A 21722-nucleotide genomic window follows, 5' to 3' on the forward strand; every position below is an offset into this window, starting at 1 on the left:
CCGTCGCGGACCGGTGTCAAGCCGCCGGTCAGGCGTCGACGTCGACGTCGACGCGGGAGACACCCCGGTGCGTGGCGAGGCGTCGGGCCTGCGCGACGATGCTGTCGCGGGTGGCGGCGGACAGTGTGCGCCACGGCCGGACGGCGAGGGTCATCGTCCGGCCGGACTTGCGGGGACGCCAGGTGCCGACCAGTTCGCCGCCGGCCAGGACGGCACCGGGGCGGCCCAGCACCGGCCACAGCTCCTTGGCGTGGGCCGGGTCCGGCACCAGGGTCGCCCGGTCCCTGGCCTGGAGGAACAGGTCGTACGGGCCGAGCAGGCGGACGGCCGTGGGATCGCCGGGGTCGGCGAGGACCGCCTCGTCGGCGGCCAGCACCGAGCGGACCTCCCCGTCGACCCGCACCTCGGTCACGTCCGCGGGCCAGCGGGCCTGCACGTCCCTGACCGGGGCGTCGAGATAGCCGGCGACCTGCCGGGGGGTGGCCGGGCCGAGCAGCCGCAGGTAGGCGCGGATCAGGTCGAACCGGTCACCCGCGGTGGCGGCCCTGGTGAATCCGGGGATGGGTTGCAGGACCGGTGGTGAGGTGCCGGGGCGCAGCTCCAGCCCGGCCCGCACGGCGGCCAGCCGGAACGGCATCTCGTAGAGGTGGGTGGCGGCGCAGGGGCGGCAGGACCGCAGGTAGGGCTGGGGCAGTAGCTCGGCCAACCGGCCGGAGGCGTCCCCCTTGACCGTCGGTGTGGTGACGACGTCCCGCAGCTGCGCGGCCACCTCGTCGAGGGCGGCCAGGGTGCCGATGCCGGCCGCCTTCAACGGCTTGGCGGCGTCGTAGATGCGTTTGCCCGCGTCGGCGTCGGAGTACGGCGCGACCGCCGCCGCCACCTCGTTCACGTCGGCGCGTCGGTAGAGGTGTGGCGCACCGCGTACGGTCCAGAGCAGGACCAGGTCCGCCAGGGACGTTTCCGGCACGTCGAGCCCGCGCACGGCCAGCGCCCACCGGCCGCCGTCGGGGCCGGTGTCCTGCGCCCCGATGTCGAGGATCGCGGTGTCGGCGAGGGTGCCCCCGTCCCGGTCGAGTTGCTGCGCCTGGACGCGGAAGTGCAGCACCTGCCGCCGGTCGATCATCCGGCCAGCCTAGGTGGCACCCCCGACAGAACATGTCGCCGTCGGATCCGGCACGCCGGCAGCGTCCGCCCGGAGGTGGCACCGCAGGCGCTACCCCCGGCCGCCGCCGAGATGGCGCAGCACGGCGGTGACCCGGCGGTCGACCCGGTCGTCCGGGGGCAGTTGGAGCTTGGCGAAGATGCTTCGGATGTGCTTGTGCACCGCGCCGTCGGTGACGAACAGCCGCTCGGCGATCGCGGAGTTGCCGAGGCCCTCGGCCATCAGCCCCAGCACCTCGCGCTCGCGCGGTGACAGCTCGCCCAGCGCGGTGTCCGGTCGGCGGTGGCGGGCCAGCAGCTGCCCGACCACCTCCGGGTCGATGACGCTGCCGCCGGCGGCGACCCGGTGCAGCGCGGTGAGGAACTCCTCGACCCGGCCGACCCGCTCCTTCAGCAGGTAGCCGAGTCCGACCGCGCCGACCGAGAACAGGTCGGTGGCGAACGCCTGTTCCACGTAGGCCGAGAGGACCAGCACCGCGAGGCCGGGCTGGCGGCGACGGGCCTCCACCGCGGCCACGATGCCCTCGTCGGTGTGCGTGGGGGGCATCCGCACGTCGACGATCGCCACGTCCGGCGTGTGGGTGTCGACGGCGGTCAGGAACTCCCCCGGGGTGCCCGCCGTGGCGACCACGTCCAGGTCCTCCGCCCGCAGCAGCAGGGCCAGCCCCTCCCGCAGCAGTGGGTCGTCCTCGGCGATCACGATCCGCACGGCAGCTCCACCTCCATTCTCGTCGGCCCTCCCGCAGGGCTGGTCAGGGTCATCCGGCCGTCGTACGCTCCGACCCGCCGACGGATGCCGGTCAGCCCGGAACCGCGGGTCTCGTCGGCGTCGCCGTGTCCGTCGTCGGTGACGGTCACCAGCAGCCGACCCTGTCGACGGCGGACGGTCACGTCGACCCGGCCGGCGTCACTGTGCCGGACCACGTTGGTCAACGCCTCGGCCACCACGAAGTAGGCGGTGGCCTCGACCGAGGCGGCACAGCGTACCGGCACGTCGACGGTGAGCCGGCAGGGCACCGCGCAGCCGCCGGCCAGTCCGGCCAGGGCTCCGGCGAGGCCCCGGTCGTCCAGTACGGGTGGCAGGATGCCGCGCACCACCGTACGGAGTTCGCCGAGGGCCTGTTCGGCCGCGTCCTGTGCCCGCCCGAGGATCTCGTCGGCCCGGTCGGGGTCCCGTCGGACCGCCCGGCGGGCCGCTCCCAGCAGCACGTTGACCGCGACCAGCCGGTTCTGCGTACCGTCGTGCAGGGACCGTTCGATGCGGCGCAGTTCGACCGCGTGGGCGTCGAGCGCCGCGGCCCGGGTCGCGGTCAGCTCGGCGACCCGCAACGACAGGTCGATGCCCGGCGGCGGGGGCAGCAGCCACCGGCCCGGCCGGGCCTGGAGGCGGGCGAGGGCCGGGCCGACCGTGACCGTGGCGATCAGCCAGCCCAGCCCGAGCAGGCCGACCAGGAGCGCTTCGGCCAGCCCGTGGATGTGCCACCAGACGATCCCCGGTGCGCCGGCCTCGGCCGGGAGCAGCCGGTACCACAGTGGGAAGGTGATGTCCTGCACGGCGTAGAGCGGCAGGGCCAGGCCGATCAGTCCGCTGCACAGGCCGGTGACCGCGTGCAGGGCGACCCAGCCGAGTTCGCGGCGGACGAAGGGGTCGCGTACCGCCACGGGCAGCGCGGTCGGCACCGGTCCCGGGGTGGGGATCGGCGTGCCCCAGCGGGACAGTCGGGCGCGCTCGCGGTCGGCCGTCGCGCGGACCACCCGCAGCGCGCCGGGTGCCGCCGGCAGCCCCACCCAGACCAGGCAGGCCGTCGCCACGAACACCGTCCAGAGCAGCGCGGCCAACGCCAACAGGGCGGTGCCGAGCCCACCGACGAGGTGTTCGAGGGCGTCGACCGCGGCACGTGCCCGGTCCCGCAGGTGTGTCATCGCCAGACCTCCCGGCGCCAACATAGGGCACCGTGGTCCCGGGCGGCAGCGGCCGGCGCGGAAAGTACCGCCTGCTGTACCCCGGTTGGTGGCGCTGGCGGGATCGTCCCCGGCCCGTGCCCGCGCCTACCGTCGGACGGGTCGGTGTTCGTTCGTCCGAGGAGGCAGTCATGATCGATTCGACCCGTGTCGCCGAGGCTCCGGTCGCCCCGCCGCAGCCGGCAGCCGACCGGCTCCGCCCGCTGCTGTGGCTGGTGCTGTTCGCCAGCGTGGCGGCCAACGTGGTGCTGACGACCGCCGTGGACCATCCGTGGATCGGGTCGGCGTGCGGCCTGGTGGCCGTGTTCTGCGCGGGAACGCTGATCGTCCGGCACCGCCGCGGGCGGTGACCCGGTCGCGGGGCTGTCCGGTGGTGGGCCGTTCGCCGGCTCCTGCGGTGGCCGCCCCCGGCGGCCGGCGCTCAGCGGCCGTCGGGGGTGGTGCGGAGGGTGAGCAGGTAGCGGGCGGTGAGCGCGACAGCCCGGTCGTCGTCTCCGGTCAGGCCGGCCAGTGCCCGGGAGGTGGTGTCCCCCGGGATGCCGGCGAGCGCCTGGGTCAGCCGGCCGCGTGCCGACGCCCCGAGGTGGCCCGGGGTGAGCAGCTCGACCAGGCGGGCGGCGATCCGCTCTGCGGTGGCGGGATCGGTGGCCAACGCGCTCAGCGCGTCGGCGGCGTCGACGTCGTTGACCTGCGCGACGACCATGTCGACGAGCGTCGGCACGGCGTCGGGCTCGCCACGGGTTCCGAGCGCCAGCGCGGCGTGCCTGCCGACCACGGGGTCCGGGTGGCGCAGGGCGTCGCGGAGCAGCGTGGTGGCGTCCCGACCCGGGATCTCGACGATGGCCCGGACGGCCCGTTCCCGCACCTCGGCCTCGGGGGCGTCGAGCCCGTCCGCCAGCAGGGGCAGGGCGTCGACGCCCGCATGGGCCAGCGCCCAGCGCAGTGCCCCGGCGACGTTCGGGTCGGACTCGACCAGCGCCGCCGCGACCAGCGCCTCCACCGGCACCGGGACCTCGCCGGTGGAGGCCAGCGCGGCGCGTTGACGCTGGTCCGCGCGCGGTGAGCCCAGGTCCCGCAGGAGCGCGACGACCTGGAGGACGTCCTGCCAGTCGGCGGGGTCGGCGGCGTCGATCCGCCGGAGACGGGTGAGCAGTTCCCGTTCCGCGGTGATCCGCGCCTGCGTCCGCCGGATGAGGTCGTCGACGAGTTCCGCCGGGGTGAAGGCGGGATCGTCGAGCGCCCGTCCCACCGCCCGCAGCGGCAGCCCCAGCGAGCGCAGGCTCTCGATGTGGAAGATCCGTCGGAGGTCCGCGCCGGAGTACTCGCGGTAGCCGACGCCGGTACGGCCGGTCGGTCGGAGCAGTCCGAGCGACTCGTAGTGCCGCAGCATCCGGACGCTGACGCCGCAACGTCGTGACACCTCACCGATCAGCACCGCTTCACCCCTGCCCGTCGGTCCCGCCCAGCGCCGCGATGCGCGTCGCCTCCGCGAGGGAGAACTCGAATCCGGCGTCCGGGTCGCGCGCCAGCCGCTGGGTGGCGGCGGCGTGCGCGCGTACCCGGGGATCCGGATCCGTCCCGGCAGTGTGCAGCAGCGGCGCGACGACCTCGCCGAGCGCGGTCAACGCCCGGCTGAGACTCAGCCAGGTCGCCCGGTCACCCCGCCCGAGCTGGGTGGCCAGCACCGCGGCCAACCCGGGTTCCGCGCCGTCGGGCACCAGGGCGACCGACGCCCGCCAGGCGCTGCGTGCCACCTCGTCGTCGGGGTCGGTCAGCAGTGCCCGGGTGATCGCCGGCCAGACCCGCCGGTCGCCGATCTTGGACAGCGTGTGCAGCGCCTGACTGCGGGCCTGTGCCCGGGGCGACCCGAGGGCGGCCACGAGCCGGGGGACGGTCTCCTCCGGCTGGTGGCGGGTGAGCGCCCAGGTCAGCATCTCGCGGACGGAGAAGTCCGGTTCGGTCGCGCAGCGGTCGACGAGCGGGGCGACGAACGCCGGGTCGGGGGCGGTGCCGATCGCCAGCGCGGCCCGCAGCCGCACCGACGGGTCAGCACTCGCCAGCCCCCGTAGCGCCCGTGTCGTGTCCGTTTCCTGCCTGGTCATCGGAGACCACCTCCCCGACGCAGTGAAACCCCTGACACCGTGTCAGGGTCAACCGGAGCCCGCTGACACGATCATCGGCCCGCCTGCACGACGTGGCGGTACACCGGTGCGCGGACCGCACGATCGCCGCCCACGACGGCGCAGCAGCCGATCAGCGGTACCCGGTCACTCGCCCGTTCCGCCGAGGTCGATGAGGATGCGGCCGTCGCCTCGACAGCGGAGTCCCCTGTCGAGGCGACGGGCGACGGCAGCACCGAGTCCGGGCCGGCGCCGATGAGCTGCGCGGTCAGCCGTCCATACCGCTGATGGCCACCTGCACCCACAGGATCGAGGCGAGGGCGATGCCCAGGAAGGTGAGCGCCGACAGCCCCAACGCGGCGGCGAGACGCAGGCGCTCGCGGGTCACGACGAAGACGACGACGGATGCGGCCACTGCGAACAGCGCGAGGAATGCCGTGAATCCCATGGTTCGGTTTCTCTTCTCTTCGAGGAGTTCCGCAGCAGCGGACTGCTGGTGCGGGCAGGTCAGGTCGTCCGGTTACCGGCGGATCCGGTGTGGTGCGAGGAGAGCGCGTTGCTGTCCAGGTGACTGGCGTCGGCGGGGGGCCGACCGAGTGCTGTCAGGGGGCGTACGGCAGAACCTGCAGGCCTTTGTCCCCGTCGCCGGAGGCCGTGATGCGGCCGTTCTCGACGCCGATGACGCCGTAGGCGCCGTGCAGTTCGAACAGGCCGGAGTCACCGGCCAGGTCGATCCGCCAGACCTGGGACGCCTTCCCGTCCTGGCAGTTCTCCAGCTTCAAGGCGGCACCGGCGGTGTCCGCGACGCAGTAACCGCCGCCGGCCTCCTCGTTCCAGAACGGCGGCTTGATGAGCACGCGGTTCTTCGCCGCCACCGGGGCCGGGTAGAGGGCCATCATGGTGGCGTCCGTCCGGTCGGTTCCGGTGAAGTCGACCTCGCCCTGGCCCACCTGCAGGAAGCGGTCCACGCCGTCGCCGGCGACGTCGATCAGGACGCTCTTGCCGGTCCTGATGCCGGTGATGCGCAGCCCGGACAGGTCCGAGGTGACCTTCGCCCTGGTCGTCGGCTTGGCCGGGGCGGCAGAGCTGCGGGTCGGCGCGGCGGAGGTCGGCGCGGTCGGGGGCTCGGCGGGGACCGCCGTACCGGAGGGCGTTCCGGCCGGCGTGGACGTGGCGGGTGCGGACGTGCCCGACGGTGCGGCGGACGTGCCCTCGCCGCTGGCGCAGGCGGTGAGCAGGCCGGCGGTGGCGAGGACGGCCCCCATGACGAACGAACGGGTGTGGCGCATACGTTTTCCTTCAGGAGAGGGAGGATCGGGTGCCCGGTGTCACCGGCAGAACCGCGACGGTGCCGACGAGATCAGCCGTGCAGGCCGGTGGCCCGGAGGGCTCGTCTCGTACCGCGGTGCGGGGTTCATGTCGTAGAGACTGCCGAACGGACGCCGCGGTCTCTTCCCGCCACGGGCCGGCGTCGGCTCGACGCTGAGCGGAGATCGGGAGACGCGCCTCATCCGAAAGGTGGAGGCGACGGCACTGCGGTGACCGGGCCGACGACCGTGGTCATGTCCCCGGCTGGACAGGTGGTGGTGTGCCACGGCAGGCCGGGTGCCTTCGCACCCGGACATGGGGTGCCGTCAGGCGTCGACGAGACCGGCCCGCCACGCCCAGGAGGCCACCTCGACCCGGTTGCGTACGCCGAGCTTCGCCTGCGCGGCAGCCAGGTGGGTCTTGACGGTGGACACCGCCACGAACAGTTCGTCCGCGATCTCCTGGTTGGTCAGTCCCCGGGCCACCGCCCGTACGACGTCGTTCTCCCGGTCCGTCAGGGCCTCCACCGGTGCGGTCGCGCGGATCTGCGGCCGGTGCCGGAAACTGCGCAGCAGCCGGACGGTGACCTGGGGTGCCACCAGGACGTCCCCGCGGACGGCCGCGCGGACCGCCTCGACCAGCAGGGCCGGCCCGCAGTCCTTGAGCAGGAACCCGCTCGCCCCGGACTGCAGGGCGACGTCCACGTACTCGTCGTCGTCGAACATGGTGATGACGACGACGGCGATCGGATCGGCGGCGTCGGGGCCGGCGAGCAGCCGGGTGACCTGCAGTCCGTCCAGGCCCGGCATCCGGATGTCCAGCAGGCACACGTCCGGGCGCAACCGACGCGCCGCCTCGACCGCCGCCCGCCCGTCGGCGACGTCGGCCACCACGGTGATGTCCGGCTGGGCTTCCAGGATCATCCGGAACCCGACCCGCATCAGCTCCTGGTCATCGGCGATCAAGACCCGCACTGGCTACCGTCCCCGTCCTCGTGGCCGCTTCTCGGTGGACACTGGCAGCGCTCGGTCGGCATCCGACGGAGATCCCCGATCATCGAGAAGGGATGATACGGGTACGCGCGTCGCTGTCCCGGAGCCACCTGCGCCCGCCGCGCCGTGGTTCCAGGACGGCGACGATGGACGATCGGGCGGCCGGGAACAGCACTCTCCACCTTCCGGGGTCGTGCTGGGCAGGACTACGGTTCGGCCCGGTAGAGCGGCAGGTCGGCGAGGACCTGCCAGCCGCCGCTCGTGCGGCCGGCGGTGAACCGGCCGCCGAGCAGACGCACCCGCTCCCGCATGCCGACGAGTCCGGAGCCACCACGACGTCTGCCGACGACGCCGGAGCCACCACGACGTCTGCCGATCGGCCGGTTCGCCTTCCCGTCGTCGCGGATCTCGACCCGGAGATGTCCCTGCCCGGTCCGTACCGACACCTCGACCTGCCGTGCCCCGACCGCGTGCCGACGGGCGTTGGACACCGACTCCTGTACGAGGCGCAGCACCGATGTCGCGACCTCCTCGGCCACCGGTTCGGCCAGTTCGACCGTCACCCGTACCGGTGGACTGCCGGCCGAGGACATGGCCCGCAGGTCGGCCGCCAGGTCGGTGGTCCGGGTCAGCGGTGCCGGCGTCCGGCCTTCGCCCGGTTCGCCCTCCCGCAGCGCGGCGACGAGGTGCCGCATCGAGGACAGTGCCTCGATACCGGAGCGTTCGATCACGGGCAGGGCGTCGAGTGCCGCACCGGGGTCCGATATGGAGCGTTTCTGTGCGCTCTGCGCCTGGTCCATCATCGCCCTGACCTGGTGGGTCACCACGTCGCGGAGTTCCCGCGCCAGGGCGAGCCGCTCCCGTTGCTGCACCGCGATCACGGCGGCCTGCCGCGTCCGTGCCCGGTGCCGGTCGCGACTGCGCAGGTACCACCCGTACGCCACGGGCAGCACCACCATCGCGATTCCCGACAGCGACAGACTCCACCACGGCTCCGGCGTCGACTCCCCCGGTGGGGGCGCGTACTGCGGTCGTAGCTGCGCCGCCACCGTGCTGGTGGCCAGGAGCAGCCCGACGAGACCGGTGGCGGCGACCCCGGGAACCCGCCGGACCACCGCCACGATGACGATCGCCACGGCGGCGATCTCGGTCACGGCCAGGCCCGCCGTGGTCCCGGCGTCGGCCGCCCGCAGCACGCCGGTCGAGACGACGAGGGTCGCCGCGGCTCCCAGCGCCCCGGGAACCGGCCGTACCTGTGCCAGCAGCGCCAGGGCCGCCATCACGGCGATGACCGGCACCGTCCACCCGAGGCGCGCGGTGTCGGATTCCGCGAGGATCTGGATGTCGAGCAGGCCGAGGACCACCAGTGGAACAGCCCACGGCCATTGCCGCAGCACCCGCGCCGATACCACCGCCGTCACCATCCCGTGCCGCGCCTCCGCGCTCGCCGGGAGGACACCGGAGACAGTACGGTTCGTCGTCATCGCCCGCGGAACGGCTGCTGCACTATTGTCACCGGCGGCTCCCCCGGATTCGGACCGACGCGAGGAACTGCTGTGGTGGCGGCGTGAAGCTCGACTGGCGAGGTCTGACCATCTGGGACTGGCCCCTGGCCGGGCTGCTCGCGCTGGCGTTGCTGCTGGACGGGGCGACGGCGAGCGAGCTGGGGTATGACGACCGGTGGGAGCTGCCGGGTTTCCTCGTGGTGTGTGCCCTCGCGTTGCTGGCGTCGCGGTGGCCGGTCGTCGCGGGTGTCGGTGTGGTGGTGGTCCTGCTGGCATGGTCGGTGGTGCTGCGGCTGGCCGGTGTCGCGGTCCCCGCCGCCGCGGGCGGGTTGGGGGCTGCCGAGGTCGTCGCGGTCCTGGCCGTCATCGTCGCGGTGGTCCGCCGGACGTCCAGGTCCACCGCCGCCGGCCTGGTGGGGTTGCTCCTGCTCGGCTGCCTGGCGGTCGGGGTGCTGCGGCCGGAGCACCCCGGCGCTCCTCAGGAGCTGGGCTGGTCGGTGGTCCTGCCGGTGGTGGCCGTCGTGGCCGGCTGGGTTCTGCGGGTGCGCGACGCCCGGCAGGCGCGGGAGCTGCGGGCGGTCGTGGTCGCGACGCAGTTGCGTGAGCGGGTGGCCCTGGCGCGGGAGCTGCACGACGTGGTGGCCCACCACATTGGCGGCATGGTGGTGCAGGCCCAGGCGGCGCAGGCGGTGGCCCTGCCGGATCCCGGTGCTCCGGCGCGGGTGCTGCCGGTGATCGAACGTGCCGGTGCGGAGGCCCTGTCGGCGATGCAGCGGATGGTCGCCATGCTGGAGGATGTCGACGGGGATCCGGTGACGCCGCCCACGGACCTCCTCACCGACCTGCGTGCGGCGGCCGTCACCTCGGGGGACGCCACTGCGGTCCGGTTGGCGGTGGAACTCGCCGAGCCCGTGCCGGCGGCGGTCGCGACGACGGTGCTGCGGCTGGTCCAGGAGTCGGTGACGAACGCGCGGCGCTATGCCGTGGGCGCCCGTGAGATCACCGCGACGGTACGGGCCGGAGACGGGCGCGTCCACGTGCGGGTGCGCGACGACGGGCGGCACACCGACCGGCCGAGGAGGTCCGGGGGCGGCGGTTACGGCCTGGTCGGTATGCGGGAACGGGTGCAGCTGCTCGGCGGCCGGTTCGAGGCGGGCCGGTTGCCCGGTGCGGGCTGGCAGGTGCTCGCGGACCTGCCGCTGCGGCCGGAGCCCTGATCGGTGCGGCCGGCGACCGGCTCGGGCTGGGTGGGCGCGGGATCAACCTCGGGTGCGGATGTCGACGCTGGTGAGGACGGCGTCCCAGGCCAGTTCGGCGGCGACCGTGCCCAGCCGGAGCGACGGGGCGGGCACCGTCACCTCGTCGGTCGTCAGGGCGAACAGGGTGTCGCCGTCGGCGATGGTGTGAAAGGGCTGGACGGCCCGGTGCATGGAGCCGTGCACCTGGGTGGCGAACTGGGCGAGTTCGGTGTCGGTCATCCGGACGTTGGTGACCACGGCGGTGAGGGTGGTGTTCCCTCCGGTGGGCGCGAGGTCCGGGGTGGTCGCCGCGATCAGCTCGGCGTAGTCCTCGGCCGGGTGGCGACGCCGGCCGGTCGCCGGGTCGAGGTTGCCCCGCACGATGTCGCCGTCGCGGTCGACGATCACGCCCATGGCGTTCACCACCGTCAGCACCAGCAACCGGGCCGCGCCGATACGGGCGAAGGCCGCGCCCTGTCCGCCCCACTCGGCGCGAGTGTTGTCGACCTTCCCGACGGTCGCGCTGATCCCGGCGCCGACCCTTCCGACGGCCACCCGGTCGGTGCGTACCGCGCGCAGCCCGTCGGCACCGAGCCGGGCATCGGGGTAGATGGCGTTGTCCCGGGGGGTGAAGTCGTAGACGACGGCCCCGGACACCACCGGCAGGCTGCCGAAGTCGGTCGCGTAGCCGGTGCGGCGGAGCAGTTCGTCGTAGACGCCGGACGCCGCGGCGAGGCCGAAGCTCGACCCGCCGGCGAAGCACAACGCGTGGTGGTACGGGAACCCGCCGCTGACGCCGACGGCCCCGCCCCGCTTGTCGACGGCGGTACGGGCGCCGCCGGGGATGCTGAGCACGGTGACGCCGGTCGGGCCGTCGGGGTACTCGGCGGTGCCGATCGCCACGCCGGGCAGGTCGAAGTCGACCCATCCGTGGCCCGCCGCGCCGAGCACCGCGGGTCGTCGCCGGTGGTCGTTGCCGATGGGTGAGGTCGTGCGCGGCGGGGCCGGATGGGGTTCGGACACGAGGTCACCGTCTTCCGTGGGGTGGGTGGTGGTGGCGTGTTCCGACCGTGGTCGGGTTGCCTAGACTGGCTTGATGGCCCGTCCCGTCACGCTGCACGATGTCGCGCGCCGGGCGGGTGTCGGCAAGTCCACCGTCTCCAATGTGCTGTCGCGGTCCGGTCGGGTCTCCGAGGCGACCCGGGAGCGGGTCCGCGCGGCGATGGAGGAGCTGGGCTACGTCCCCAACCGGGCGGCCCGGCAGTTGCGGGGCGGGCGGACCGGCATCATCGGGGTCTACGTTCCGGGCGTGCCGTCCACGTCGGAGTTCTACATGCGGTTCGTGTTCGGCATCATGGAGCGCGCCGCCGCCCGCGACCGGGACGTCACCATCCTGACCGCGTCGGAACACCGGTCGCCCCGGGCGCTGGACGGGGTGATCGTGGCCGATCCGCACCGGGACGACGAGTTCGTGCCGGTGCTGATGCGCGGTGGGATGCCGGTCGTCTGTTTCGAACGCCCCCCGGCCGGGATGCGCCCGGAGGTCGTGCTCTGGGCGGACCACCACCGGGCGCTCACCGGGCTGCTGGACCGGATGGCCGAGGTCGGGGCGCGGCGTCCCGCCCTGGTGGTGCCCCCGGAGACCGGTGACTGGGCGGCCCAACTGGCGGCGGGGCACCGGGAGTGGTGCGCCCGGCACGGTGTGGCCCCGGTGGTGGCGCACCATCCGTGGGTGCCGTCGCCGTCGGAGGTGTCCCGGGCGGTCGAGCGGGTGCTCGCCGTGCCGGGGGTGGACGCCCTGGTGTGTGCCTCGGTGGACACCGCGCCGACGGCCGTCCAGGTGTTGCACCGGCTCGGTCGTCGGGTCGGGCGGGACGTCCTGGTGGCGAGCGCCACCGAGTCGAGCGCCCTGCGGTTGGGTCAGCCGCCGGTCACCGCGCTCGACCTGTCGCCGTTGGACGCCGGACGCCGTTGTGCCGATCTGCTCGACGACCTGATCGGTGGCGGCCCGGGTGGGGACTACGAGCATCCGGTCCACCTGTGGTGGCGGGATTCCACCCGGGGGTCGCCGCCGGTCACCGGGTCATCCGTTCCAGGGTCTCCTCCATCCGGTCCCCTGCTTCCACCGGGTTGAGTCCGGCCGCGAGGCCGTCCTGGTAGACCTGGTCGAGGAGGGGCCGGAAGCGGGCGTAGCGGCGTTCCCAGTCGGCTGCGTCGGTGCGCCAGTAGCCCACGCAGACGGCGCGGTCCCGGGGCAGCCGGTGGACGGTGCGGAGTACGGACCGGGCCTGTCGGCACTCCCCGGCCTCGCCGGCGACCCAGACGTAGCCGGGGCCGTCCGGCAGGGTGGTCTCCCGGAGCCGGTCGACCAGGCTGCCCGGGCCGTGGCCGTTGCCGACGCCGACGCGGACGTCGACGTGCACGGTGGGGTCGTCGCCGGCTGCGGCGAGCAGGTCCCGGGCGTCGGCCAGGTCGGGCAGGTCGACCAGCACCCGGGTCGGGAGGCCGGGCGGGCGTTCCGCGACGGCACGGGTCGCGGCGGGCAGCCCGGACAGGTCGGCGGCGAGCACCAGCCAGCGGGTGTCGGCGGGTGGACGGAACCAGGCGCGGCAGCGCCACAGCAGGAGACCGGCACCGGTGTCGGCCTGCCGCGCCCAGGAGGTGGCGGGGCCGTGGTCGTGCAGGGCGAAGTCGATGGTCAGCCGTGCCGCGACGGGGTCGACGGCGCGGACGGAGTAGTTGCGGCCGACGGGTGGGTGCTGTTCGTCGTGGTAGCCCCATGCCTCGCCACGCAGGGTCATCGGCGGCGGGGCCGACTCGCCGGGGCGGGGGAGGTAGATCGTCACCGACTCGTCCGGTGCGCCCAGGCGGGGGAAGTGGGCGAGGTCGGGACCGCCGAGGACGATCCGTTGCAGGTGTGGGGTCAGCCGGCGGACCTCGTGCACGGTGGCGGTCCAGAAGCCGGGTCGGGTGAGGGTGTCGGTCATCGCGCGCTGTACTCCGAACCGGTGGCCGGGTCGCCGTCGGCCGCGACGGTGAGCGCGGGGACGATCCTGTCCAGGACGTAGGGCAGGCTCAGGACGGAGGCGAAGGCGAGCGCGCCGTTGGCCTCGGTGCCGAGGAAGACGTCCCGGCGTTGGGTGCGGACGTCCAGCCGGGTGTAGAGCGGGTCGCCGAGCAGGGTGGTCACGCCCGGGTCGGTGGCCGCCTCGGACCAGACGGCGACGTCCACGTCCACCAGGTCGAACCGTTCGCGGCTGATGGTGGCGGACTGGTTGGCGTTCGCGGTGAGGGTGGTGACCTCGGGCGTCATGGTCAGTCCGAGGTCGAGCAGGACCTTCGAGGCGGTGGTCTCGGGGCTGAACAGGTAGTACTGGCCTTCGTAGGTGGAGGCGAACACGGTGCTGGCGCCCTTGAGGCGGGGGTGGGCGGCGGCGACCGCGGCGATGCGCTGTTCCAGGTCGGTGACGAGTTTCTCGGCCTGGGCGCTGCGGCCGGTGATCTGTCCGGCGGCTCTGCTCATCTGCTGCCAGGTCACCGCCCAGCTGCCGTCGCCGGCCGGTTGGGCGACGGTGGGGGCGATCTTGGTGAGCAGGTCGTACTCCTGGCGGGACATGCCGGAGGAGAGTCCGACGATGACGTCGGGGCGCAGGGTGGCGATCTGTTCGTAGTCGAGTTCGGCGCGGGCCAGTACCTCCGGCTTGGCGGTGCCGAGTCGTTCCCGGGCCCATGGCCAGGTCGCGTTCGGCTGGTTGCCGTACCAGTCGCGGATCGCCACCGGCACCTCGCCGAGGGCGAGGAAGTAGTCCTGTTCCTTGAGGCCGACCAGGACGATCCGTCGGGGCTTGGCGGTGAGGGTGGTCGCGCCGAAGGCGTGGGTGAGGGTGGTGGGGAACGCGGCGTCGGACGATCCGGACGCGGGGTCGGCGGAGCTCGCCTCGCCGGTGGCGCAACCGCCGGCCACCAGCAGGGCGAGCACCAGTGTGGCGGCGGTCAGGACAGTGCTCAGCCGGCGTGGGCGGGTGTGTGACATGGCATTCGATCCTCAGGAGGGGCAGCGAGAACGACGTTCCCAGTGGCTTAGGGTAGGTTTACCTTAGCCAGTGATGGAACGTTCCACCATGAAGTGAGTCACAGTGTCGGTCGCCACCCCCGCCGGCTTACGCCGCCCCCGCCTGCTCGCCGTCGGCCTGCTCGCCTGCGCGCTGGCCCTGCTGGCCTCGGTCACCGCCAGCCTCGCCGTCGGCGCGCTGCCCCTGACGACCGGCACCGTGCTGCGGGAACTCGTCGCCCCCAGCGACAGCGCGGCGGGGCTGATCGTCTGGGAGGTCCGGCTGCCCCGTACCGCGATCGCGGTCTGTGTCGGGGCGGCCCTGGCCCTGGCCGGTGCCCTGATGCAGGCACTCACCCGCAACCCCCTCGCCGACCCCGGGCTGCTGGGCGTCAACGCGGGAGCCGCCGCAGCCGTGGTCGCCGGCATCCTCGCCGGGGTGACCAGCCAGCGCGACCACCTGCTGCTCGCCCTGCTCGGCGCGGGCGTCGCCGCCGGCCTGGTCACCGCCATCGGCGGCACCCGGGGGCCGGGCACGGCCGACGACGGCCGGCTGGTCCTGGCCGGCGCGGCCGTCGGCGCCTGCCTGACCGGGGCCGTCGCCGGTGTCACCCTGATCGACCAGACCGCGTTCGACCGGTACCGCTTCTGGGCCGTCGGAAGCCTCGCCGACCAGCCGTCGTCCGCCCTGCTCACGGCGGCACCGGCGCTGCTCGCCGGCCTGGTCGTCACCGTGGGCGTGATCCGACCGCTGGACGTGCTGCGCTTCGGCGACGAGGGTGGCACCGCGCTGGGCGTCAGCCCCGGCCGCACCCGGCTGCTCGCGCTGGTCGCCACCACCCTGCTCTGCGGCGGCGCGACCGCCGTGGCCGGCCCGATCGGCTTCCTCGGACTCGCCGTCCCGCACGCCGCCCGGGCGATCTGCGGCCCCCGGCTCGGGTGGATCGTCGCCTACTCCTGCCTGCTCGGCCCGGTCCTGCTGATCACCGCCGACGTGATCGGCCGGCTGCTGGCCCGCCCCGCAGAGATCGAGGTCGCGATCGTCATGGGCGCCATCGGCGCCCCCGTGTTCATCGCCCTGGTCCGCGCCCGGAGGATTCCCCGCCCATGACCACCGTCCCGACCAGCGGTCCGGGCCGCCGCGCCCGCCGTCGGCACACCCGCCGTGCCACCCTGGCCTGCCTCGTCGCGCTGGCCCTCAGCGTCGGGCTGGTCGTCGTCGCCCTGACCAGCGGCCGGTACGCCACCCCGATGCACGAGCTGTGGCCGGCGCTGACCGGGGGCGGCAGCCCCGGCCTGCGGTTCGTCCTGTTCGAGCTGCGGCTCCCCCGGATCGGCACCGCGCTCGCCGTCGGGGCGGCCCTCGGTGCGGCCGGCGCTCTCTTCCAGAGTGTCAGCCGCAACCCCCTCGGCAGCCCCGACATCGTCGGCTTCACCGTCGGCGCCGCCACCGGCGCGCTCGTCGTCCTGCTGGTACTCCACGAGACCCGCCTCACCCCGGCCGTGGGCGCGGTGCTCGGCGGTGCCGCCGTCGCCGGGGCGGCCCTGCTGCTCGGCGGGACCGGGCAACGCCTCATCCTCGTCGGGATCGGCCTGGCCGCCCTGCTCACCTCCGTCAACGCCTACCTGCTGACCCGGGCCGAGGTGACCGACGCACAGAACGCCGCCGTCTGGCTCGTCGGCAGCCTCAACGGCAGCGGTCACCACCTGCCGCTGCTGCTCGGCGCGCTCGCCGTGCTACTGCCACCCGCCGTGCTGGCGGCCCGGGGGCTGCGACTCATCGAGAACGGCGGGGACAAGGCGCTCAGCCTCGGCGTACCCGTGCGCCGGCAACGCCTCACCGCGACGGCCCTGGCGGTCGCGCTCACCGCCGTCGGCGTCGCCGGGGCCGGACCGGTCGGCTTCGTCGCCCTGGCCGCCCCCCACCTGGCCCGCCGGCTCACCCGCGTCGCCGCTCCCCTGGTGACCACGAGCGCGGTGTTCGGCGCCGCCCTGCTGCTCGCCGCCGACCAGCTCGCCCAACGACTCGTCCCCGGGCAGCAACTGCCCGTCGGCGCGGTCACCGGTGTCGTCGGCGGCGGCTACCTGGCGCTCGTGCTGGCCTGGACCTGGCGGGGCAGGCCCGGGTGAGCCGCCGCCCGTCCCGCACCGCACCGCCACCCCGGAGGCAACCATGACCGCCCCACCCACGATCGAGCTGGACTCGGTCACCGTCGGCTACGACCGTCGGACCGTCTGCCGGGACGTCTCCCTGCGGATCGCCGAGGGGAGCTTCACCGTCTTCATCGGGCCGAACGGGTGCGGTAAGTCGACCCTGCTGCGTACCATCGCCCGGGTGTTGCGGCCGAGCGCGGGCCGGGTGGCCGTCCTCGGCCGCGACGTGCACGGCTACCGCCGACGGCAGTACGCCCGCACCGTGGGGCTGCTCCCCCAGGGGATCGAGGCACCGGCGGGGATGACCGTCACCGATCTGGTGCTGCGCGGGCGGCACCCGCACCGGTCGGCGTTGAGCCGCTGGACGTCGCAGGACGAACAGGCGGTCACCGCGGCGCTGGCCGCGACCGGGACCACCGGGTTCGGCGACCGGATGCTGGCGGAGCTCTCCGGGGGTCAGCGGCAACGCGCCTGGTTGGCCATGCTGCTGGCGCAGGACACCCCGATCCTGCTGCTCGACGAACCGACCACCTACCTCGACATCGCCCACCAGTACGAGGTCCTCGACCTGCTCGCCGACCTGCATGCCGGTGGTCGGACCGTGGTCGCCGTACTGCACGACCTCAACCAGGCGGCCCGTTACGCCACCGACCTGGTGGTCCTGCACGACGGCCGCGTCACCACGACCGGTCCCCCGTCGGCGGTGCTCACCCCGGACCTCGTCGCCGACGTGTTCGGGCTGCGCTGCCGGGTCGTGCCCGACCCGGTGACGGGCACGCCCGCGGTGTTCCCCGAGTCCTCCCGCCCCCGCCCGACCGGTTCCGTCTCCGACGGGTGACCCGCAGCCGGGCACGGGACGGCTCTACTGCCAGGGGCCGCTGCGGCAGATGAACTGGGTGGTGCCGCTGTACTGGGTCGTGCCGCCGTCGAGGTAGCTGTAGCTGGCCCGCACGGGGTGGCCGAGGTTGCTGGCCGGGCAGGCGGCGACGAGGGTCGGTCCGGCGGTCGTGAAGGTGCCGACGCTGCCGGAGTACCAGGTGATGCTCCACGTCGTCGTGCCGGTGCTGCTGCCGTCGCAGACGAACTGCGACGCGCCGGACTCGCAGAACGGTGCCGGGGCGGCGGCGAGGGCCGGGGTGGCACCGGCGGTGAGGCTCAGCGTGGCAAGGGCGGACACGGCCAGGATCGTGACGGTGGTACGCATGGAACTCCTCCCGACGTAGCCGAGCGATGACTCAGCGCAATGTCAGCGTAGCCTCCGCCCGGGCTTGTCCGAACTAGCTGTTCGGTGTCACCTGCGGGGACCAGCGGTCGTGGTGCACCGCCTCGGCCAGGGGCCTGCCCCGCCGCCACCCGTGCCGTTCCAGGTCCGGCACCGCCTCCAGATGGGTCACCGGCCCGACACAGAGCCAGGCCACCGGCCGGATGCCGGCCGGCACCCCCAGCAGTCCGGCCAGGAACGACTCCCGGTAGAAGGACACCCACCCGACGCCCAGCCCCTCGGCGGTGGCGGCGAGCCACAGATTCTCAATCGCCAGACACACCGAGTACAGACCGGTGTCGGCGATGGCGTGCCGCCCGAGCACGGCCGGACCCCCACGCTGCGCGTCGTACGTGACGACAATCGACAGAGTGGACTCCACCACACCGTCGATCTTGATACGCGCGAACCGATCGGCCGCCGCACCGTCCAACGTGGCGGCGAACACCGCCCGCTCGGCCTGCACGTGCCGGTGGAACCGACGACGGACGGCGGCGTCCCGGACCACGACGAAGTCCCACGGCTGCGAGTAACCGACACTCGGCGCGGCGTGCGCGGCGTCCAGAATCCGGTGCAGGGTGTCGGCCGGCACCGGTTCCCCGGTGAACTGGGCACGCACGTCCCGACGGCGGTGGATGGCATCGTAGAGTTCCACAGGCAGGCTCCCGCTGCGCTCGGCCCACCCCGGACGGGCGGGCGGTCGACGCGAGGCCGGTCTTCGGACTCCCGGATCGACACCACCCCGTCCGCCTTCCCAGCCTGACGGCCAGTGGCTGCGCTCCTCGCGCCTGGACGGTCGCTCCCCGGTCACCGCGGCGGGCCCGTGCCGGACTCACACCGGCTTCCCGATTCTCCCCACACCCACAGGGCACCTCGCACGATCATGCCGCCGACGATGCTAACCCGCCCCAGCGACACCGGTCGACAGCGATGGAGCACGCGGTGAGGTGCCGTCGTGGACGGCACCCCACCGGCCGTCACGTCTGGCGCAGCGCCGCCAGGGCACCGCCCCAGGCCACCACCTGGTCCAGCATCCGGTGCAGAATGGCCTCCTGGTGCTCGGCCGGCAGCACCTCGCCGTTCGCGCCGAACTCGGTGAAGTAGCTCAGGCAGATCTGGTCACGGACGCCGGCGACGTGCAGCTCCGCCACCACCAGCCGCAGGTGCTCGACGGCCCGGATGCCGCCGTGGATGCCGTACCCGACGAACCCGGCCGACTTGTTCTGCCACTCCGCGTAGAGGTAGTCGATGGCGTTCTTCAGCACGCCCGGGTAGGAGTGGTTGTACTCCGGCGTGACGAAGACGTACCCGTCGTACCGCGCGATAGTCTCCGCCCAGCGCCTGGTGTGTTCGCCCGCGTAGTTCTCCGGTCCCATCGCCGCCGGGACCGCCTCGTCGAGGTGCGGCAGGTCGTGGTCGGCCAGGTCGACGATCTCGTAGCTGGCGTCGCCGCGCTGGGTGGCCAGCTTGTGGACCCACTGCGCCACCGCCTCGCCCCGCCGTCCCGGTCGGGTGCTGCCGATGATGATGCCGATGCGCATGGGTTGACCTCCTGGTCGGTTGACTGTGCTGAGCGGTGTCCCGGTCACTACGCCGCCGTCCGGCGGGTGCTTCGTTGTGCCCGGGTGAGCCAGGTGGCGAGGACGAGGGCGACGGCGGCCATCGCGGTCAGCCACCAGAAGGTGGTCCGGAACGCCGTGGCGACCTCGACCTCGGACCGGGCGTCGGCCAGCGCGTCGGCGAGGACCACGACGCAGAGCGCGCTGCCGACGGCGCCACCGACCCGGGACAGGATGTTCACCTGCGCGCTGGCGTCCGGCATCTGGTGGGACCGGACCCGCGCCAGGGCGGCGGAGACCGCCGGAGATCCGGCGAGGGCCAGGCCGACGCCCCGGACCACCTGGAGGGCCTCCACGAGGACGACGTCCGGGTCGGATGGCAGGAACGCCATCGGCACGGTGCCGGCGAGGACGGTCCCGAGTCCGACCAGGGTGACGATGCCGCCGCCGTACCTGTCGGTCAGCTGTCCGGCGATCGGGAAGGTGACCGCGGCACCGAGGCTGAACGCCATCAGCAGCAGACCGGTGTCGATGATGCCCCGGTTCATGGCGAGCTGGAAGTACAGCGGCATCACGATCAGTCCGCCGAAGAGCGCCGCGCTGGAGAAGAAGATGGTGCCGGTGGCGGCGGCGTAGACCGGATCCCTGGTCAGCCGCAGGTCCATCAGCGGCTCGTCGGCGCGCAGCGACCGGTGGACGAACAACACGAGCGCGACCAGCGCGACCAGCAGTGGAGTCAGCACGGCCGGCGTGGACAGCCCGCGTTGGTCCATCGCCGCGGTGATGGCGTAGGTGAGCAGCGGTAGCCCGAGGGTGACCAGGAACAGGGCCGGCAGGTCCAGCCGCCCGGCCCGACCGGCCGCACCACGCGGGACGACCCGCAGGGCCACCAGCAGCCCGACGATGCCGATCGGCACGTTGATCAGGAACATCCAGCGCCAGGAGAAGGTGTCGATGAGCAGGGCACCGACGATCGGGCCGACGGCGGGGGCCAGGATGGACGGCACACTGGACACGGCGATCACCCGGCCCATCCGTCGGCTTCCCGCGACCTGGCCGAGGATGGTCATCCAGGTGGGGATGAGCAGTCCGCCGGTCAGCCCCTGGAGCACCCGGGCGGCGATGAGCGTGTCGGCGTCGCGGGCGAGGGCGCAGAGCGCGGAGGTGAGGGTGAATCCGGCCAGCGCCCAGATCCAGAGCCGGCCGGCTCCGAGCCGCCGGCTGAGCCAGCCGCAGACGGGCAGGACCGCGGCGAGGGCGAGCAGGTAGCCGCTGTTGATCCACTGCATCTCGCCCAGCGAGGCGTCCAGGTCCCGACCGATGATCTCGATACCCACGTTGACGAGCGAGGTGTCCAGGCCGGTCATCACCGAACCGGACGCCAGGACGACCGCGATCCGCCACACCGAGGCCGGAACCGCCGTGGCGGGGGTCCGTCCCGCACCGGTGTCCGTGTCGGCGCTCGCGCTGCCCAGCTTCATCGCCGCTCCCACCAGAGAGGTCGTTGGATGTCCAACGATAATGCCAACATCGTTGGAAGTCCAACGTTTGGCTACACTGGTCGGGTGACCGAGCACGAACCGGCCCTCCCACCGGGCGCACCACCGGCCCGGCTCCGACGGCTGACCTCCTGGCTGCTCCATCACGGGGCGGCCCGCGCGAACCGGATCGTCGGCACGTACCTGGATCGCCCCGGCGACCGGATGCGGTACGCCATCCTCGCCGCGCTCGACGAGTACGGCGGGATCAGCCAGGCGGAGCTGTGCCGCCGGCTGGGCATCGACCGGGGCGACGCCGTCACCACCCTGAGCGGGATGGAGGCCGACGGCCTGCTCCGCCGGGAACCCGACCCGGTGGACCGACGCCGCAACGTCGTTCACATCACCGACGCCGGAACCACCCGGATGCGGGAGATGGACACGCTGGTCGACGCCGCCCAGGACGAGCTGCTCGACCGGTTCACGGCGGCCGAACGCGCTCAGTTCATCGACCTGCTCCGACGCCTGGTCAACGTCCCGCCACCCTGAGCCACCAGGTCACCGGCGCCGGTCGTAGCACCGGCGGGCAGGTTGCCGCGCGGCTCCGACCGCTCCACCGGGACCGGCGCAAACGAGGTCTCAGGAGCGCTTCTTCGTCGTCCAGATGACGTAGACGGCGCAGAGGATCAGCATGAGAACGGCGATGGTGGTCCATGCCCAGCGGTCGAAGGACTCGTCGGCCACCACGGCGCGGACACCCGCCAGGACGGCAAGCGCCAACGGACCCAGGACGAACCACTCGGAGTGCTCGGACCAGGTCAGATCCTTGATCGCCCGCCTCATGCGGCCAGTCTAGGTAGTGACGGCTGCAGGGGGACAAGGCGTACGCCGCTCGCGCGAACCGGACCGTCCTGCGGGACGAGCACGTCACCA

24 protein-coding genes and 1 riboswitch are annotated in these 21722 nt (G+C 73.5%); of the genes, 7 read left to right on the forward strand and 17 right to left on the reverse strand.

What is annotated here, in order from left to right; genetic code table 11:
* Positions 1-28 precede the first annotated feature (28 nt).
* The 3 genes from O7612_RS16200 to O7612_RS16210 all read right to left on the reverse strand — a co-directional run bounded on the left by O7612_RS16200 (position 29) and on the right by O7612_RS16210 (position 3084).
* Positions 29-1123 (reverse strand): winged helix DNA-binding domain-containing protein, encoded by a 1095-nt coding sequence (locus O7612_RS16200; RefSeq protein WP_282265246.1) that lies wholly within the window; start codon positions 1121-1123, stop codon positions 29-31.
* A gap of 90 nt (positions 1124-1213) precedes the next feature.
* Positions 1214-1870: a response regulator transcription factor gene (locus tag O7612_RS16205; protein ID WP_282265247.1), complete on the reverse strand. Its 657-nt coding sequence runs from the start codon at positions 1868-1870 to the stop codon at positions 1214-1216.
* Positions 1858-3084 (reverse strand): sensor histidine kinase, encoded by a 1227-nt coding sequence (locus O7612_RS16210; RefSeq protein ID WP_282265248.1) that lies wholly within the window; start codon positions 3082-3084, stop codon positions 1858-1860. Before O7612_RS16210 ends, O7612_RS16205 begins: the two co-directional genes overlap by 13 nt.
* A gap of 170 nt (positions 3085-3254) precedes the next feature.
* Between O7612_RS16210 and O7612_RS16215 the strand changes: the two genes are divergently transcribed.
* On the forward strand, positions 3255-3473 hold the full coding sequence (locus tag O7612_RS16215; RefSeq protein WP_282265249.1) for a hypothetical protein: 219 nt from the start codon (positions 3255-3257) through the stop codon (positions 3471-3473).
* 71 nt (positions 3474-3544) lie between these two features.
* Here O7612_RS16215 and O7612_RS16220 read toward each other — a convergent pair whose 3' ends face one another.
* From O7612_RS16220 to O7612_RS16245, 6 genes are all read right to left on the reverse strand, one after another.
* Positions 3545-4558 carry a HEAT repeat domain-containing protein gene (locus O7612_RS16220; protein WP_282265250.1) on the reverse strand — a complete coding sequence of 338 codons (1014 nt, stop codon included), beginning with the start codon at positions 4556-4558 and terminating at the stop codon, positions 3545-3547.
* Between the two features lie 4 nt (positions 4559-4562).
* On the reverse strand, positions 4563-5225 hold the full coding sequence (locus O7612_RS16225; protein ID WP_282265251.1) for a HEAT repeat domain-containing protein: 663 nt from the start codon (positions 5223-5225) through the stop codon (positions 4563-4565).
* A gap of 286 nt (positions 5226-5511) precedes the next feature.
* On the reverse strand, positions 5512-5691 hold the full coding sequence (locus tag O7612_RS16230; protein WP_282265252.1) for a hypothetical protein: 180 nt from the start codon (positions 5689-5691) through the stop codon (positions 5512-5514).
* Positions 5692-5845: 154 nt separating this feature from the next.
* Positions 5846-6532 carry a hypothetical protein gene (locus O7612_RS16235; protein WP_282265253.1) on the reverse strand — a complete coding sequence of 229 codons (687 nt, stop codon included), beginning with the start codon at positions 6530-6532 and terminating at the stop codon, positions 5846-5848.
* A gap of 345 nt (positions 6533-6877) precedes the next feature.
* On the reverse strand, positions 6878-7525 hold the full coding sequence (locus O7612_RS16240) for a response regulator transcription factor (RefSeq protein WP_282265254.1): 648 nt from the start codon (positions 7523-7525) through the stop codon (positions 6878-6880).
* Between the two features lie 224 nt (positions 7526-7749).
* The gene (locus O7612_RS16245) at positions 7750-9027 is read right to left on the reverse strand and encodes an ATP-binding protein (protein ID WP_282265255.1); all 1278 of its coding nucleotides are present in this window, start codon (positions 9025-9027) and stop codon (positions 7750-7752) included.
* 83 nt (positions 9028-9110) lie between these two features.
* Here O7612_RS16245 and O7612_RS16250 point away from each other — a divergent pair, with 83 nt between their 5' ends.
* Entirely contained in the window at positions 9111-10265 is a 1155-nt protein-coding gene (locus O7612_RS16250; RefSeq protein ID WP_282265256.1) for a histidine kinase, read from the forward strand.
* Positions 10266-10307: 42 nt separating this feature from the next.
* On the opposite strand, the gene O7612_RS16255 is transcribed toward O7612_RS16250, so the two are convergent.
* Positions 10308-11309: a P1 family peptidase gene (locus O7612_RS16255; RefSeq protein ID WP_282265257.1), complete on the reverse strand. Its 1002-nt coding sequence runs from the start codon at positions 11307-11309 to the stop codon at positions 10308-10310.
* Positions 11310-11382: 73 nt separating this feature from the next.
* Here O7612_RS16255 and O7612_RS16260 point away from each other — a divergent pair, with 73 nt between their 5' ends.
* A complete protein-coding gene (locus tag O7612_RS16260) occupies positions 11383-12420 on the forward strand; it encodes a LacI family DNA-binding transcriptional regulator (RefSeq protein ID WP_282265258.1) in 1038 nt (345 codons plus the stop codon).
* On the opposite strand, the gene O7612_RS16265 is transcribed toward O7612_RS16260, so the two are convergent.
* Positions 12362-13273: a siderophore-interacting protein gene (locus O7612_RS16265; protein WP_282265259.1), complete on the reverse strand. Its 912-nt coding sequence runs from the start codon at positions 13271-13273 to the stop codon at positions 12362-12364. The two genes, O7612_RS16260 and O7612_RS16265, sit on opposite strands and share 59 nt — an antisense overlap.
* Positions 13270-14319, reverse strand: a complete 1050-nt coding sequence (locus O7612_RS16270; protein WP_282265260.1) for an iron-siderophore ABC transporter substrate-binding protein — start codon at positions 14317-14319, stop codon at positions 13270-13272. Before O7612_RS16270 ends, O7612_RS16265 begins: the two co-directional genes overlap by 4 nt.
* 103 nt (positions 14320-14422) lie before the next feature.
* On the opposite strand from O7612_RS16270, the gene O7612_RS16275 reads away from it, so the two are divergent.
* Genes O7612_RS16275 through O7612_RS16285 form a run of 3 tightly spaced genes read left to right on the forward strand, consistent with a single transcriptional unit; the run spans position 14423 to position 17329 of the window.
* Positions 14423-15448, forward strand: coding sequence for an iron chelate uptake ABC transporter family permease subunit (locus tag O7612_RS16275; protein ID WP_282265261.1), 1026 nt, complete (start codon positions 14423-14425; stop codon positions 15446-15448).
* The gene (locus O7612_RS16280) at positions 15445-16467 is read left to right on the forward strand and encodes an iron chelate uptake ABC transporter family permease subunit (RefSeq protein ID WP_282265262.1); all 1023 of its coding nucleotides are present in this window, start codon (positions 15445-15447) and stop codon (positions 16465-16467) included. Before O7612_RS16275 ends, O7612_RS16280 begins: the two co-directional genes overlap by 4 nt.
* 43 nt (positions 16468-16510) lie before the next feature.
* On the forward strand, positions 16511-17329 hold the full coding sequence (locus O7612_RS16285; protein WP_282265263.1) for an ABC transporter ATP-binding protein: 819 nt from the start codon (positions 16511-16513) through the stop codon (positions 17327-17329).
* A 24-nt stretch (positions 17330-17353) separates the two neighbouring features.
* On the opposite strand, the gene O7612_RS16290 is transcribed toward O7612_RS16285, so the two are convergent.
* From O7612_RS16290 to O7612_RS16305, 4 genes are all read right to left on the reverse strand, one after another.
* Positions 17354-17695 (reverse strand): hypothetical protein, encoded by a 342-nt coding sequence (locus tag O7612_RS16290; protein ID WP_282265264.1) that lies wholly within the window; start codon positions 17693-17695, stop codon positions 17354-17356.
* 73 nt (positions 17696-17768) lie between these two features.
* On the reverse strand, positions 17769-18407 hold the full coding sequence (gene bluB / locus O7612_RS16295) for a 5,6-dimethylbenzimidazole synthase (RefSeq protein WP_282265265.1): 639 nt from the start codon (positions 18405-18407) through the stop codon (positions 17769-17771).
* 36 nt (positions 18408-18443) lie between these two features.
* Positions 18444-18643: riboswitch (cobalamin riboswitch) on the reverse strand.
* Positions 18644-18729: 86 nt separating this feature from the next.
* Positions 18730-19293, reverse strand: a complete 564-nt coding sequence (locus O7612_RS16300) for an NAD(P)H-dependent oxidoreductase (RefSeq protein ID WP_282265266.1) — start codon at positions 19291-19293, stop codon at positions 18730-18732.
* A gap of 47 nt (positions 19294-19340) precedes the next feature.
* Positions 19341-20792, reverse strand: coding sequence for a DHA2 family efflux MFS transporter permease subunit (locus tag O7612_RS16305; protein WP_282265267.1), 1452 nt, complete (start codon positions 20790-20792; stop codon positions 19341-19343).
* An 84-nt stretch (positions 20793-20876) separates the two neighbouring features.
* Here O7612_RS16305 and O7612_RS16310 point away from each other — a divergent pair, with 84 nt between their 5' ends.
* Positions 20877-21338 carry a MarR family transcriptional regulator gene (locus O7612_RS16310; protein WP_282265268.1) on the forward strand — a complete coding sequence of 154 codons (462 nt, stop codon included), beginning with the start codon at positions 20877-20879 and terminating at the stop codon, positions 21336-21338.
* A 90-nt stretch (positions 21339-21428) separates the two neighbouring features.
* Here the strand turns inward: O7612_RS16310 and O7612_RS16315 are convergent, their stop codons facing one another.
* Positions 21429-21632 (reverse strand): hypothetical protein, encoded by a 204-nt coding sequence (locus O7612_RS16315; RefSeq protein WP_282265269.1) that lies wholly within the window; start codon positions 21630-21632, stop codon positions 21429-21431.
* Positions 21633-21722 lie beyond the last annotated feature (90 nt).

This window comes from Micromonospora sp. WMMD987 (assembly GCF_029581435.1).
Taxonomy (GTDB): domain Bacteria; phylum Actinomycetota; class Actinomycetes; order Mycobacteriales; family Micromonosporaceae; genus Micromonospora; species Micromonospora rifamycinica.